Here is a 13,888-nt window from a genome sequence, read left to right as displayed (position 1 = left end):
ACTGCAGGGGGGACCCTGTGGGAGAGTAGGACGCCGCCGAACAATTTTTCCGGGAAAGCCCCGCACCGTATGGTGCGGGGCTTTTCTGCGTTCTGGGCCCGGACGCAGAGTTCTCAGACGGGCGTCACCAGGCGGCTGTCGTAGGCCAGGATGACCGCTTGCACCCGGTCCCGGGATCCGGTTTTGGCGAGGATGCGCGTGACATGCGTCTTCACGGTGGACTCGGCGAGGTGGAAGCGGGCGGGGATCTCTGTGTTGGACCAGCCCTGGCCGATCACCGTCAGGATTTCCCGTTCCCGGTCGGTCAGAGCGGCGATGCGGGGATCCGGCGGAGCTGCCGGGGCGCCGCCGTCGGGTGCGGTCGGCAGATGGTGTGCGTAGGCGTCCAGGAGGGGGCGGGTCAGGGTGGCCGCCGCCAGTGTCGCCGTCGCCCACAGGAGCAGGGCCAGCAGAGCCGGGCCGGGGGCGGCGGTGCCCGGGATCGGGGTGGCGGAGCCGAGAGCTCCGGCCGCCTGGGTGGGGAAGTAGGCGAGGGCGCGCTCGACGGTCTCGTACGGGAGCATCCCGAGCACCTCGGGGAGGATCATCACCCCGCCGATGAACGAGCCGATCGCGCCCGGTACGGAGCGGAGCAGGGAGCCCAGGCCGAGGGCGATCAGGCTGAGCAGGGTGATGCCGGCGGCGTTGCCGGCGAGGGCCCGCAGGACGCCGGGGTCGGTGAGCGCGGCTGCCTGGTCGGTGTCGTGGAGGAAGAGCTGGGCCGCGGCGAAGGTGGTCAGGGCGGTCGCGGACATCACCGTGAGGACGGTGGCGGTGAAGACCGTTGCCTTCGCCCACAGCACGGGGAGCCGGCTGGGGACGGCGGTGAGCGAGGAGCGGATCATGCCGGTCGCGTACTCGCCGGCCGTGACCAGGATGCCCAGGACGATCACGCAGAGCTGGCCGAGCAGGCTGCCGTACAGGGTCAGCACGACGATGTCGACGTCGGAGTCCCCGCCGCCGGAGGTGTACGTGCCGCCCATGATCAGGCCGACGCCCAGGACCAGCGCGGCCGCTGTCGTCAGGGTGATCCAGGTGGAGCGCAGGGAGCGGAGCTTGTGCCACTCGGAGCGCAGGACGCGGGTCGGGGTGATGCGGTACGGCGCGGAGCGGTACGGGGGTGCTGGGGGCGTGGGGGTGGCGGCGGGCGTGTCGGTGTCGTCGTGGTCATGCTGCGGCTCCGGTGAGGTGGGCGGGGAGTGGGGTGACCGGTGGCTGGGAACGGTGGTCGGCCGCGTCCTGGGTGAGGTCCATGAAGGCCTGCTCCAACGAGACCTTCTGCGGCATGAGTTCGTGGAGGGTGATTCCGTGCGCGGCGGCTACGGCACCGATGTGGGCCGACTCCGCTCCCCGGACGAGGAGTTCGTGGAGAGGGGCGGTGGGGGCCGCGGTTGTGGTGGTGGCGGCGCTGGTGACTGTGGTGATCTCCACGTCCGGGGCCGCCAAGTGGGTTCGTAGATCGTCCGGTTGGGGGGTGACGACCTTCACGGACGCGCCGCCCGCCTGGCGGACCAGTTCGTCGACCGTCGTGTCGGCGAGGAGGCGACCCCGGCCGATGACGATCAAGTGGTCGGCGGTGAGGGCCATTTCACTCATCAGGTGGGAGGAGACGAGGACCGTACGGCCTTCGGCGGCCAGCGACCTGAGCAGGGTGCGGATCCAGAGCACGCCCTCCGGGTCGAGGCCGTTGACCGGTTCGTCCAGGATCACGGTGGCCGGGTCGCCGAGGAGGGCGGCGGCGATGCCGAGGCGCTGGCCCATACCGAGGGAGAAGCCCTTGACCCTTCGGTGGGCGGCCCCGGTCAGACCGGCCAGCGCGATGACCTCCTCGACGCGGGCGCGGGGGATGCCGTGGGTGTGGGCGAGGGCGATCAGGTGGTTGCGGGCGGATCGGCCCGGGTGCACGGAGCGGGCCTCCAGCAGGGCGCCGACCTGGGTGAGGGGCGCCCGGTGGGCGGCGTAGGCGCGCCCGCCGATCGTGGACCGGCCGCGGGTCGGTGTGTCGAGGCCGAGCAGCATGCGCATCGTGGTCGACTTCCCGGCGCCGTTGGGGCCGAGGAAGCCGGTGACCGTACCGGGGTGGACGGTGAAGTCGAGGTCCTGGACGACGGTCCGGTCGCCGTACCGCTTGGTGAGTCCGTATGCCTTGATCATGCGGTCGACGCTACGGAGCGGGGCCGGGGGTGGTCGTCCTACCGGGGGTGGGAGGTGGGTGGGGGTGTAGTACCGGGGTACGACGGTGACTCTTCGTTTCGTCGGTGGCTCGTCGTTTAGTCGGTTGAGCGGTGTGCGGGTGGCGGGTGAGGATCGGGTCATGGACTATGTGATGCGTTCCGTGCGGGCCGAGGAATGGCCCCTGGCCAGGAAGCTGCGGCTGGATGCCCTCCAGGATCCGGCGGCGCCCGTGGCGTTCCTGGACTCGTACGAGGCGGCGGTCGAGCGGCCCGATGCCTTCTGGCAGGACCGTACGGCTGCGGCCGCCGAGGGCGGGGACGTACGGCAGTTCGTCGCGGAGTCGCCCGAGGGGGAGTGGGTGGGCACGGTCACCGTGCTGATCGAGCGCCCGGAGGACGATGTGCGCTTCGGGGAGCCCGCCGAGGTGAACCAGGGGCACCTTGTCGGGGTCTTCGTCCGGCCGGAGGTGCGGGGGGCCGGGGTGGCGGACGCGTTGTTCCGGGTGGCTGTGGACTGGTGCTGGTCGCTGTCCGCGCCGCGGCTGGAGCGGGTGCGCCTGTATGCGCACGAGGACAACCCGCGGGCAGCGGCGTTCTACCGGCGGTTCGGGTTCGTACCGTCGGGGCAGCGGATGTTGGTCCCGGGGCCGGGTGAGCGGCGTGAGTGGGAGCTGGAGTACGTGATCGAGCGGGGGTAGGCGGCCACCCCCGTGCGCTCAGACGGCGCCCGGGGCCGGGGCGTGCAGGTGTTGCTGCCAGCGGGCCCGGCCCTGTTCGCGGGAGCGGAGCAGGGCGATCGCGGGCAGGCCCAGATCCTGGCCCCTCGCCAGCAGTTCGGGGAGCTGGGGGAGCGGGGCCACGGCGGCCACGTCGTCCAGGACGAGCGTCATTGGTGGGTCGAGCCGACCGTCGGATGACCGTGCGGCCATGCGGCGGCCGTGCTCGACCACGTGTGAGGCGAGCGCGGTGAGGAGGGGCATCGCGCCGGGGTGGGTACGGGGATCCTCGATGGGTTCACCGACTACATAGAGCGTTCCCCCCTCGTAAGCAAAAGATTCCAGCGCGGCCGCATCCGATCGGTTGGCCGCGCAGGCCTCGCGGATGTGCACCGAGGAGAGGGCCGAGAAGGCCCGCACGTTCAACTCCTGCGCGACGTCCCGCCGTTCCGGGTACCCCGTGAGCGCGGACTCCAGCAGCCCGGCGAGGCCGGATGCGGCCTTGGGGTGCGTACGGAGGAGGCGTACGGGTTCGTGGGCGGATGCCCCCGAGGCCCAGCGGGCGACCTGGCGGAACGGGCGGCCGTCCACCGCCGCGGCGTGCAGCCAGCACTGGAGGAGCGTCTGCGCGGTGTCGGCCACCGCCGCGTCGATCCTGGCCTGCGGGCGGACCGGGGCGAGGAGGGCGACGGCGCGTACGGCGGCGGTGTCGGGGTCCTCGCAGCCGGCGGTGGGCGGCCAGTGGAGGCGGGCCGGGGTGTCGCAGAGGTGGCCGGGGTCGTAGACGAGGACCGGGCCGAGCTTGGCGCGGGCGTCCTTCGTCTCCGCCCAGACCGTGGGATCCGAGGTGACGACCAGGGCGGGGCCCTCGGCGTCCTGGATCGCCTGGACGACGGTGGGGCGCCGGTCGCGGGCGGGGGCGTAGACGAGGAGGGGGGTGCGAGGGGAGGGGAGGGGGGACCCTGGTGTGGTCCTGGGCGGGGGTGGTGCGGGGGGTTGCGTGAGTGTGGTGGGGGCGGGGGCCGGGGGCTGGGCGGGGATGTCGTGGGAGTGGTGCGGCTGGTGCGGCTGGTGGGATCCGTGGGGCTCGTATGCCTCGTACGTCTCGTACTTCTCCTGAGGTGGGCCGTACAGGCGTTCCTCGCGGCGCCGTTCCCGTACGGCCCGCCATCGGGCCACGGACCCGAGGACGAACACGGTCAGGACCACCAGCACCATCAGCTCGCCGATGAACAGGCCCCAGAACAGGCCGTAGCCGGAGAGCTGGGAGGCCGGTGTGTGGGGCCAGGCGCCGGGGAGGTCCTGCGGGGCGGTGGCCAGTTCGCGGAGGGCCGGCGGGGTCTGGGTGAACGTGACGCCGTCCGGCCAGGAGCCGTGCGCGAGGAGGCCGGCGAGGCCGGTGGCCGTCCAGGCGAGCAGGGTCGCCGCGAACAGGAAGCCGAGCAGGCCGACCAGCAGGCCGTCGGGGATGCCGCCGCTGTTGCCGTCCTCGCGGCGAGGGCTGTTCCGGCGGGGTCTTTCCGGTACGGGGCTGCGGGCCGGCCGGCGTGCCATGTCAGGCCACCGTGGAGCGGGACGAGTCGTTGATGCGCTGCTGGTTCTCGATCCGGGCCGCCCGTTGCTCCGCCTCCAGTTCGGCGGCGCGGATGTCCTCGGGGAGGAGGTCGTCCGACGAGCCTTCGGTCATGGCGCGGTCGGTGAAGACGAGGGGGCGTTCGGCCTCGGTGATCAGGTGTTTGACGACCTGGACGTTGCCGTTGACGTCCCAGACCGCGATGCCGGGGGTGAGGGTCGGGATGATCTCGACCGCCCAGCGGGGCAGGCCGATGACCCGCCCGGTCGCGCGTGCCTCGTCGGACTTCTGGGCGTAGATCGTGCGGGTGGAGGCCATCTTGAGGATGGCCGCCGCTTCCTTCGCCGCGGCTCCGTCGACGACGTCGCTGAGGTGGTGGACGACGGCGACGAAGGAGAGGCCGAGCCGGCGCCCGAACTTCAGCAGGCGCTGGAAGAGCTGGGCGACGAAGGGGGAGTTGATGATGTGCCAGGCCTCTTCGACCAGGAAGATGCGCTTCTTGCGGTCGGGGCGGATCCAGGTGTGTTCCAGCCAGACGCCGACGATCGCCATCAGGATCGGCATCGCGATCGAGTTGCGGTCGATGTGCGAGAGGTCGAAGACGATGAGGGGTGCGTCGAGGTCGATGCCGACGGTGGTGGGGCCGTCGAACATGCCGCGCAGGTCACCGTCGACGAGCCGGTCCAGGACGAGGGCGACGTCCAGGCCCCAGGCCCGTACATCGTCTAGGTCGACGTTCATCGCCTCGGCGGACTCGGGCTTGGGGTGGCGGAGCTGCTCGACGATGTCCATCAGGACCGGCTGGCGGTCGGTGTTGGTCGCGGTCACGTAGGCGTGGGCGACCTTCAGCGCGAAGCCGGAACGCTCGTCGAGGCCATGGCCCATGGCGACTTCGATGATCGTGCGGAGGAGGGCGAGCTGGCCGGTGGTGGTGATCGAGGGATCGAGGGGGTTGAGGCGGATGCCGCCGTTGAGGGCTGCGGTCGGGTCCAGGCGGATGGGGGTTATGCCCAGCTCCTGGGCGATGAGGTTCCATTCGCCGACGCCGTCCTCGCCCTGGGCGTCGAGGACGACGACCTGGCGGTCGCGGAAGCGGAGCTGGCGCAGGACGTAGGTCTTCTCCAGCGCCGACTTGCCGTTGCCGGACTCGCCGAGGACGAGCCAGTGGGGGGCGGGGAGCTGCTGCCCGTACAGCTGGAAGGGGTCGTAGATGTAGCCCTTGCCGCTGTAGACCTCGCGGCCGATGATCACGCCGGAGTCGCCGAGGCCGGGGGCGGCGGTGGGGAGGTAGACGGCCTGGGCCTGGCCCGTCGACGTACGGACGGGGAGGCGGGTCGTCTCCACCTTGCCGAAGAGGAAGGAGGTGAAGGCATCCGACAATGCGGACAGGGGGTCTCGCATGGTGGGGGTGCCCTCTCTTCCTGCGGGTTGGGTTCGGTGTTGGTGTGCGGGTGTGCGGGTGCTCGGGTCAGCGGCGGATGCCGGTGGCGAACGGGAGCGTGTTCACGAAGGCGCGGTGGTGTTCGCGGTCGCACCACTCCAGCTTGAGATACGACTTGCCGGCGGAGGCGCGGATCGTGCGCTTGTCGCGGGCGAGGGCCTCCGGTGAACGCGACGACACCGTGATGTACCCCACCAGGTTGACCCCGGCCGCGCCGCTGGCGAGATCTTCACCCCGCTGGTCGAGCCGGCCGTGGGCGGCGATGTCGCGGGGGTCGACGGTGCGGTTCATCTTGGCCTGGCGGCTGGCCTCGGCGTCGTCGTTGGTCTTCTCGGTCAGCATGCGTTCGATGGCGACCTCGGTGGGTTCGAGGTCCATGCAGACGGCGACCGTACGGATGACGTCGGGGGTGTGGACGAGGAGCGGGGCGAGGAAGTTGACGCCGACGGGGGTCATCGGCCACTCCTTCACCCAGGCCGTGGCGTGGCACCAGGGGGCGCGGGTGGTGGACTCGCGGGTCTTGGCCTGGAGGAACGTGGGCTCGACCGCGTCCAGTTCGGCGGGCCAGGCGTTGCGCTTGGTCATCGCCTGGATGTGGTCGATGGGGTGGTCGGGGTCGTACATGGAGTGCACGAGGGAGGCCAGGCGGCTCTGGCCGAGCGGCTGGCGTACCCGGATGTCGGCCTCGGCGAGGCGGGCGCAGATGTCGGTGAGCTCGCGGGCCATGACGATGGCGAGCCCGGCGTCGCGGTCGAGCTTGCGGCCGCCGTGGGGGCGGGCGGCGCGGGCGATGGCGTTGGCCTCGGCGGCGAGCTCGCGGCTGTAGTGCATGCAGGCGACGAGGTAGGCGCGGTGCTGCTCGCTGGAGGTGGAGACCATGGACTGGAGCTGGTCGTAGGAGTCCTGGAGCCAGCCGGGAGACGCCTTGTCGCCGCGCTGGGCGACGTCCTTGGCGTGGGCGTCGGGGTCGGCGGGGAGGGTGCGGGCGAGCATCTGGAGGCGGGTGACGAAGCCGTCGCCGTTGGCCACGTGCTTGAGGAGGGTGCCGAACCGGTCGACCAGGGCTTCCTGGTCCTCGCTGTCGCGGAGGCCGACTCCGGGGCCCTCGATCTCGATGGCGGCGGTGACGGTGCGGCGGTCGGCGTGGAGCAGTACGGCGATCTCGTCGGGGCCGAAGGGGGCGGCGAGCCAGCTGATCCGGCCGATGCCGGGGGGTGGGCCGATCTCGACCTCGCGGCCGTCGGCGCTGACGCCGGCCTCCATGGCGCTGGAGCGGTAGGCGGTGCCGCGGCGCAGGGAGCGCTTGAAGCTGCGGTTGATCTCGAACCACTTGTAGAACGTGCGGCCCTTGTACGGGACGTACACGACGGCGAGGGCCAGCATCGGGAAGCCGACGAGGCAGACGATGCGGAGGGAGAGGACGGGGACGAGGAGTCCGCTCATCATGCCGAGGAACGCGCCGACGATGATGAGGGCGATCTCGCCGGTCTCGCGGTTCTTGCCGACGATCGCGTTCGGCCGGGCGCGGCCGATGAGATACGTACGGCGGGGCGTCATCGTGTGGGACTGAGTCGTCAACGCCCTCCACCTCCTGTGCTCGAGTTACCTGTGCTGCCGGAGCCGCTTCCCCTGAAGGGGCGGCTGCTGTGGGGGGTGCCGGAGGTGGGGCTGGAGCCGCCGCTGCGGGGCGAGGGTGCGGCGGAGGGGACAGATCCGCCGCCGACCCCGCCTCCGCCACCTGCGCCTCCGCCGGAGGTGCGGGAGCTGTGGGCGGCGACGCCGCCGCCGACCGGGTTGGAGGGGCGGGCGCCGCCTCCGCCGCCTCCGCCTTGCTCGGTGCGGCCGCTGTGGGTCTTGATGCCCTGGGAGACGAGGGCGGCCGGGGAACTGATGAGGGCGGCGGCCTGGGCGCCGTCGGTGGCCTGCTTGCGGTTGGTGCGGGCGCCCTGGATCTCGTCGCCGAAGCCGGGGACGAAGCGGTAGATCATGGCGGAGGCGAAGATGGCCAGCAGGATGATGGCGAGGCCGGAGACGACGGCGGAGAAGGCGTCGGGGCCGTCGCCGGCGGAGAGTGCCCCGGCGAGGCCGAGGACGATGACGATGACCGGCTTGACCATGATCACCGCGATCATGATGCCGGCCCAGCGGCGGACGTGGCCCCACATGTTCTTGTCGACGAGACCGGCGTAGACGACGATGCCGAGGAGGGCGCCGACGTAGAGCAGGGCGGCGCGGATGACGAGCTCCAGCCACAGGATGCCGGCCGCGACGATCGAGACGAGCGAGACGACGATCAGCATGATCGGTCCGCCGCCGATGTCGGTGCCCTTCTTGAGGGCCTCGGCGAACGACCCGAAGAAGACGTCGGTCTGGCCGCCGGTGGAGGAGGCGATGACCTCGGTGACGCCGTCGGTGGCGGAGACGATCGTGTAGAGGATCAGCGGCGTGAAGGCCGAGGCGAGGACGGTGAGCCAGAGGAAGCCGACGGCCTCGGAGATCGCGGTGGTGAGGGGGACGCCGCGGATGGCCCGCTTGGTCACGGCGAGGAGCCAGAGGACGAGGGTGAGGATGGTGGAGGCGGCGAAGATGACGGCGTACTGCTGGAGGAACTTGGGGTTGGTGAAGTCGACGTCGGCCGTGGACTCGACGGCCTCGCTGAGCTTGCCGACGATCCAGGCCGCGGCGTCGGCGCAGCCTTGGGCGAGGGAGGTCAGGGGGTCGAGGGCGTCGGTGGGCGCGACGTCCTGGGTTCGGGCGCCGGCGCCTTCGCCGCCTTCGCAGTAGTCCTTGGCGGGGCCGACGATGAGGTCGCACCTGTCCTGGTCGGACGGGGTGGGGCTCGGCGTCGGCGAAGGCTCTGCGGCCATGGCACGAGATGCGGTGATCAGGGTGGTGGTCTGCAGGCCACCCAGCAAAGCCGCGACTCGGCCTGCCCTGCTTGAGTTAGCGGGCATAGGTGAACCCCCCGAATTGCTCGACTGCTTTGGCGATCTCGTCAGCGTTGGAAGCCGTGCGGTCGGTGTTCACGGGGGCAGGGCCGTCCTTTTGCGCGAAACTCTCGACCTTCCAGTCCTCGTCGGCCCAGCGAAGTTTCAAGGTCATGGTGAACCAGTCGTTGCTGACCGGATTGGTCGAGCTGACGCCGGCTGTCCCGAAGACACCGGTGCACCAGACCTCGACAGTCGCGGTTGCGGGAGAGTATTCGGTCACCTTGGTTCCGACCGGAGCTGTCCTCGACACGTAGGTGAGACCGGCAGCCGCGTTACCTTCTGAGTCCAAACCGATCTTGTCGAGAAACTCCTTGTCGTAGGCCCGATCGAACCTGTCCTTCAGTTCGTCAGCTTTGTCATTGGTGAAGATGCGACGCACGATCTCGGTGCGCTGGTCAGGCTTGAGGATCTCTGCGGAGACCAGCGCCACCGAGTAGTTCGCCGCCGCGCTCTGCGCCCCCTGCTCGTCCTGGGCGAAGCCGGAGGCGATCGTTCCGTTCTTGCCCTGGACCGGCTTGGTGCCGGTGGCGGCGGTGGGCGCCGACCCCGCCGTCCCCGGGTTCTTCGTGCCCGGGGAGGCGTTGTCGTCGTTACTCGTGCCGCCCCGGTTGGCGAAGGCGATCGCGGCGATGAGGAGGACCACCACGCCGGTGATCGTGACGAGGGAGCGTGAGTTCCGGACGGGCCGGCGGGCGTGGGGATGGCCCGCGTCGCCGTCCGGGAGGCGGGTACGGGTCTGGCGGGTGCCGCCGAGAGTGCTGTACGGGTCGTCCGCGCGCCCGCCCTGGTCCATGCCGCGGTAGTCGTGCTCGTCGCCGGGACTCATGCCGCGTTCGCCCCCTCGGTCGTGTGCGGTTCCGCGCATGACGACGGTAGCGGTGCTGGTTGCCGCGTGAGCGCGGTGGAGTGACTCGACATCAGGGAGACGCAACCTCAGCCGGTGGGCACGACGGACGGATGGTGGGGAGCGGGCGGGGACGGCCCGGTGCGGGCTGGCCGACGGTCGGTCAGACAGCCATTCCGTACACGATGGTGAAGAGAGTGCCGAGGGAGCCGATGATGAAGACCCCGGTCAGGCCTGCCACGATCAGGCCCTTGCCCTGTTCCGCGCTGAACGTGTCGCGCAGCGCCGTCGCTCCGATGCGCTGCTTCGCCGCGCCCCAGATCGCGATGCCGAGGCAGAGCAGGATGGCGATCGCCATCACCACCTCGATCATGATGCGCGCCTCGTTGCCCAGCGTGCCGAACGGCCCCCAGTTGGGAGCGATTCCGCCGATGATGGTGGTGATGTCGCCCTTCTCTGCTGCCAGGATCATGTAAGTCACCGCCCCTGTTGGGTAGTTAGCTGTCCGCGCCCGTGTGGCACGGGTTGCCTTCTATCTTCGCTGATGAAACCGCCTTCGCACGACGCCTTCCCGGTCTCTTTACCCGGATCTCGCACGTTCGACCGACACGGCCGCCCTGACCTGCGGCTCGTCCCGATATCCGCACGCATATGCCTGGTTACTCTGTGTATCATGCGGTGTGACCGCGAGCAACGACGGTGGCCATGGGTTGTTGATGCGGTTGCAGCGTTCGTGGGGCACGGCGTGTTCGTATGCGCCGTTCGAGGGTCGGTGGTGCGCCGGTGAGCCGGGGCGATGCGCCGTCAGGGCGGTTCTTCCGCAGGGGTTGAGGGCGTCTCGCGTCCATCGTCCGGGTGAATCCCGTGTTCGCCCGGTGCGGCGGGAAGCCCGGTGATCGCGCGCCGCCCGCCCCGGCCGTGCCGCCCGGTGGTGCGGGCGGACGGCATGTCGGCCGCGCCGCTTTTGGCACAGTGCCGCTCCACGATCGAGGAACGGGGTGAGCGGTGTGAGCGGAGCGGGTGTGCTGGCGCAGCCGGGGGGTGACCGGCCGTGGTGGTGGGTCGAGCCGCGCGGTGGGACGGATGGTGGCGGTGGTGGCGGTGGTGGCGGGGGCGCTGGTGCAGGCGGTGACCTGGAGCACAGCGATGGGCCGTGGATGCGGGCTGCCGGCGGGGCCGAGGGCCTGGTCGCGCACCTCGGTCCGGTGAAGGCCGAGTTGGGACGTGCGCACCGGGGCCTGGCGGCCGGCGCCGGGGAGCTGTCGGCGCTGGCCGAGCTGGGCACCGTACGGTCCTCGTGGGAGCGGCGGATCGAGACCGCCCGCGACGAGTGCCGGAGCCTGGCCGGGAAGCTGCGGTCGGTGACCGTCACTCAGTTTGAGGTGAACGACGCCGTGAAGGGGTCTTTTGATGGGGTGAAGGTGGCGGGGCCGGGGGTGGGTCCAGGTCCGGGGCCGGGAGTGGGAGCGGGAGTGGGAGCGGGCGCAACCTCGGGTGAGAAGCCGTGAGCGGGCTCGGTGGGCCGGGTGGGCTGAGCACGTTGGGGGCGCTGGGGGCGACGCTGACGTGGGCGAAGTTACGTGAGGTGAGGTGCGCCGAGCTGGAGGAGGCGGCCGACGGGTGGGGCAGGGCCGGCAACCGTGCCGACGCCGCCCGGGACCGTATCGACACCCAGCTCGTCGACGATCTGCGCCGGACGCAGAAAGGGGAGGCGGCACAGGCGGCGGTCAGGCGGTTGCGTCGGCTGTCGATGAACTTCCAGTACATCTATACGGAGTGCGGGCTGCTGCGGACCACGCTGAACAGTCTGGCCCATGAGTTGAAGGCCCAGCAGCGTGTGCTTCAGGGGGCGCTCGACGATGCGGCGGCCCTGAGGTTCACGGTCCACCCGGACGGGTCGGTGACGTATCCGGTGGGGGGCGAGGGCCTCGTCGACGGGAAGCCGTTGGCGGGTGGGCGGGCGTCCGGAGTCCCGAACGCGGGGCTGGCCGCCCCCTCCGGACTTGTCGCGCCCAACCCGAACGCCGCGAAGGCCCAGGACATCGCGGACCGGGTCGCCCGGGCGGTGCGGACGGCGGCGGACGTGGACTGGCGGTACGCGAAGATCCTGCGGGCGCTGACGGCGGAGGACGGCCTGGGTGTTCCCGCCGCGACATGGACGGACGCTGCGGGCGATGCGGCGGCGGTGCGGCAGGCGGCGAGCGGGTACCTGGCGCAGGGCATCCCGCACGACGCGTCTCCGGCGGAGCGGAAGGCGTGGTGGGCGGGGCTGACGGACGAACAGCGCGAGGAGTACCTCGCGGTGTACCCGGACCAGATCGGCAACCTGGACGGGATCCCGGCGCTGGTCCGTGACGCGGCGAACCGGGACAACCTCCAGTTGCTGATGGGGAAGCTGGCGGGCCGGGACGACGAGGACGCGATGACGAAGCTGGCGGCGTTGCGTGAGATCGACCGGCAGTTGCAGGCGGTGCGGGAGCCGGGGGAGCCGCCGATGTATCTGCTCGGCATCGGGGACCAGGGGAATGGGCGGGCGATCGTTTCGTACGGGAACCCGGATACGTCGCGGAATGTGGCGGCGTATGTGCCGGGGCTGAATACGTCGCTGGATGAGGAATTCGCCAAGGGGGATCTGAAGCGGGCGCGCGACACGGCTGCAGCTGCCAGAGAAATCGATCATTCAACAGCGGCGGTCGTTTGGCTGGGATACGACGCACCTCAGAGTCCTGACGGACTGAGTAGCTTGGCCGTCGCTGGCACCGAGAGAGCGGAGACCGGAGCCCACGCGTTCCGGGGGTTTATGTCCGGGCTGGAGACTTCCAATGATCATGGCGATCCGCACATGACGGCTATCGGGCACTCGTATGGTTCGCGAACAGTCGGAGCGGCAACGCAACAAGACGGCGGCATCCCTGGGGTTGATGACATTGTTCTGGTCGGTAGCCCTGGGCTTGGCGTGGACCGTGCGGAGGACCTCGGAGTGGGGAAGGATCACGTATTCGTCGGCGCTGCGGATAATGACGTAGTGACTCGCCTTCCCTCCAAGGAACAGGGGCTGCTCGCAGCCGCAGGGCGCGCCCTCGGGCCCGCAGGATCCTTGGCGCTGGATGTTGTCCATCCAGGTGATGACGACCTTTGGTTCGGCAAGGATCCGGCCAGTGAGGACTTCGGTGCGCGCCGCTTTGTGGCGGATCCGGGGCCGCCGCTGATCGGCTTGGGGGGCGTCTCTCTTGATGCACACTCGCAGTATTTCGATCCGAAGCTGGATTCAGCGTCAGCCGACAGCATTGCGATGGTCGTGGCAGGCCGCGGTCATCAGGTCAAGCAGGAGGGCGGGCGTTGAGGCGCTTCCTTCGATCTGTGTTGATTGCCGGATCTTTTGGGCTAGTAGCAGTTGGATGTGCGATGGATAGGGGCTCGAACATGGATATGCAGACTGCGGCGGAGCGATCTGATGTGATCCTTGATGCCGTGCTCCGAGAGATTCAGCCAGAGCTTCGATGGGCGCATGGCCCCACAACGGTGGGCAGTTGCGACGTGTCGCGCAGACGTGTCGTGATGACAGATATCTCCGCCACGCGTAGAGGGAACCTCTTAGGGGTCGTCGACCGGTTCTGGCGTAAGAGTGGGTATCGCATGACGGCCGTGAACAATGATGCGGAATTTCCCGCCGTCTACGCCCGGACACCTGATGGATTCGGTGTAAGGCTTCGCATTGGCGGCAAGGGACAAGCCTTCTTCCAGGTGGACACTCCGTGCGTGCGAGAGTCCGCAGTGGCTGACTCCACCAGTCAGGCGACCGCGCCCCTTTACGAAGGGGAGTTCATCCCCCGCCCCCACATCCACTCCGACTTCTGGTCGGCGGAGACGCCCGAAGTCGGAGTGACGCCCGGCCGCTGACTGGGGCTCGTCCTCGCTGCCGTGGCTGGGCTGGGCTGAGCGGTGGGGCCGGGGTGCAAGGGCGTGCGCGGTTGGCGTTGCTCATGGTGATCGCCGTGTTGTTCGCGCGGCCGGGGAGTCGGCGGTGTTGGATCAAGTCCGTCGACAAGGACGAGGTGTTTCCCGCCGTCTACGCCGTCACGGAGGCGGGGTTCGGTCCGACGTCTGGTCC

Annotated in this window: 12 protein-coding genes; 4 read left to right on the top strand and 8 right to left on the bottom strand. The window is 70.1% G+C overall.

Annotation, left to right across the window (positions count from 1 at the left end):
• Positions 1 to 113: 113 nt before the first annotated feature.
• Both ACFWRT_RS17530 and ACFWRT_RS17525 read right to left on the bottom strand, forming a co-directional pair.
• Entirely contained in the window at positions 114 to 1,022 is a 909-nt protein-coding gene (locus tag ACFWRT_RS17530; protein ID WP_380951140.1) for a helix-turn-helix transcriptional regulator, read from the bottom strand.
• A 184-nt stretch (positions 1,023 to 1,206) separates the two neighbouring features.
• Positions 1,207 to 2,193: an ABC transporter ATP-binding protein gene (locus tag ACFWRT_RS17525; RefSeq protein WP_380951142.1), complete on the bottom strand. Its 987-nt coding sequence runs from the start codon at positions 2,191 to 2,193 to the stop codon at positions 1,207 to 1,209.
• Between the two features lie 160 nt (positions 2,194 to 2,353).
• Here ACFWRT_RS17525 and ACFWRT_RS17520 point away from each other — a divergent pair, with 160 nt between their 5' ends.
• The gene (locus ACFWRT_RS17520) at positions 2,354 to 2,911 is read left to right on the top strand and encodes a GNAT family N-acetyltransferase (RefSeq protein WP_380951144.1); all 558 of its coding nucleotides are present in this window, start codon (positions 2,354 to 2,356) and stop codon (positions 2,909 to 2,911) included.
• Between the two features lie 18 nt (positions 2,912 to 2,929).
• Here the strand turns inward: ACFWRT_RS17520 and ACFWRT_RS17515 are convergent, their stop codons facing one another.
• The 6 genes from ACFWRT_RS17515 to ACFWRT_RS17490 form a co-directional block, all read right to left on the bottom strand.
• The gene (locus ACFWRT_RS17515) at positions 2,930 to 4,483 is read right to left on the bottom strand and encodes a type IV secretory system conjugative DNA transfer family protein (protein ID WP_380951145.1); all 1,554 of its coding nucleotides are present in this window, start codon (positions 4,481 to 4,483) and stop codon (positions 2,930 to 2,932) included.
• Position 4,484: 1 nt separating this feature from the next.
• Positions 4,485 to 5,903: an ATP-binding protein gene (locus ACFWRT_RS17510; RefSeq protein ID WP_380951146.1), complete on the bottom strand. Its 1,419-nt coding sequence runs from the start codon at positions 5,901 to 5,903 to the stop codon at positions 4,485 to 4,487.
• A 67-nt stretch (positions 5,904 to 5,970) separates the two neighbouring features.
• Positions 5,971 to 7,521, bottom strand: coding sequence for an SCO6880 family protein (locus ACFWRT_RS17505; protein ID WP_380951148.1), 1,551 nt, complete (start codon positions 7,519 to 7,521; stop codon positions 5,971 to 5,973).
• The gene (locus tag ACFWRT_RS17500; protein ID WP_380951149.1) at positions 7,518 to 8,897 is read right to left on the bottom strand and encodes a hypothetical protein; all 1,380 of its coding nucleotides are present in this window, start codon (positions 8,895 to 8,897) and stop codon (positions 7,518 to 7,520) included. Before ACFWRT_RS17500 ends, ACFWRT_RS17505 begins: the two co-directional genes overlap by 4 nt.
• The gene (locus tag ACFWRT_RS17495) at positions 8,887 to 9,759 is read right to left on the bottom strand and encodes a hypothetical protein (RefSeq protein ID WP_380951282.1); all 873 of its coding nucleotides are present in this window, start codon (positions 9,757 to 9,759) and stop codon (positions 8,887 to 8,889) included. The genes ACFWRT_RS17500 and ACFWRT_RS17495 overlap by 11 nt, the downstream gene beginning before the upstream one ends.
• 181 nt (positions 9,760 to 9,940) lie before the next feature.
• Entirely contained in the window at positions 9,941 to 10,249 is a 309-nt protein-coding gene (locus ACFWRT_RS17490; RefSeq protein WP_015610155.1) for a hypothetical protein, read from the bottom strand.
• Positions 10,250 to 10,775: 526 nt separating this feature from the next.
• Between ACFWRT_RS17490 and ACFWRT_RS17485 the strand changes: the two genes are divergently transcribed.
• The 3 genes from ACFWRT_RS17485 to ACFWRT_RS17475 all read left to right on the top strand — a co-directional run bounded on the left by ACFWRT_RS17485 (position 10,776) and on the right by ACFWRT_RS17475 (position 13,677).
• The gene (locus ACFWRT_RS17485) at positions 10,776 to 11,285 is read left to right on the top strand and encodes a hypothetical protein (RefSeq protein ID WP_380951150.1); all 510 of its coding nucleotides are present in this window, start codon (positions 10,776 to 10,778) and stop codon (positions 11,283 to 11,285) included.
• Complete coding sequence (locus tag ACFWRT_RS17480; RefSeq protein WP_380951151.1) at positions 11,282 to 13,120, top strand: alpha/beta hydrolase; 1,839 nt, start codon at positions 11,282 to 11,284, stop codon at positions 13,118 to 13,120. Before ACFWRT_RS17485 ends, ACFWRT_RS17480 begins: the two co-directional genes overlap by 4 nt.
• Before the next feature lie 80 nt (positions 13,121 to 13,200).
• Positions 13,201 to 13,677, top strand: coding sequence for a hypothetical protein (locus ACFWRT_RS17475; RefSeq protein ID WP_380951152.1), 477 nt, complete (start codon positions 13,201 to 13,203; stop codon positions 13,675 to 13,677).
• The last annotated feature ends 211 nt before the right edge of the window (positions 13,678 to 13,888 follow it).

Origin of the sequence: Streptomyces cyaneofuscatus, from assembly GCF_042718795.1 — a bacterium.
GTDB lineage: Bacteria > Actinomycetota > Actinomycetes > Streptomycetales > Streptomycetaceae > Streptomyces > Streptomyces cyaneofuscatus_A.
Note: the sequence above shows the minus strand (reverse complement) of the source record. Positions and strands in the feature narration are given on the sequence as shown.

Coding starts and splice junctions, on each gene's coding strand:
- ACFWRT_RS17495 (WP_380951282.1), bottom strand. CDS start 9,759: ATGAGTCCCGGCGACGAGCACGACTACCGCGGCATGGACCAGGGCGGG.
- ACFWRT_RS17525 (WP_380951142.1), bottom strand. CDS start 2,193: ATGATCAAGGCATACGGACTCACCAAGCGGTACGGCGACCGGACCGTC.
- ACFWRT_RS17475 (WP_380951152.1), top strand. CDS start 13,201: ATGGATATGCAGACTGCGGCGGAGCGATCTGATGTGATCCTTGATGCC.
- ACFWRT_RS17515 (WP_380951145.1), bottom strand. CDS start 4,483: ATGGCACGCCGGCCGGCCCGCAGCCCCGTACCGGAAAGACCCCGCCGG.
- ACFWRT_RS17490 (WP_015610155.1), bottom strand. CDS start 10,249: ATGATCCTGGCAGCAGAGAAGGGCGACATCACCACCATCATCGGCGGA.
- ACFWRT_RS17500 (WP_380951149.1), bottom strand. CDS start 8,897: ATGCCCGCTAACTCAAGCAGGGCAGGCCGAGTCGCGGCTTTGCTGGGT.
- ACFWRT_RS17530 (WP_380951140.1), bottom strand. CDS start 1,022: ATGGGCGGCACGTACACCTCCGGCGGCGGGGACTCCGACGTCGACATC.
- ACFWRT_RS17520 (WP_380951144.1), top strand. CDS start 2,354: ATGGACTATGTGATGCGTTCCGTGCGGGCCGAGGAATGGCCCCTGGCC.
- ACFWRT_RS17510 (WP_380951146.1), bottom strand. CDS start 5,903: ATGCGAGACCCCCTGTCCGCATTGTCGGATGCCTTCACCTCCTTCCTC.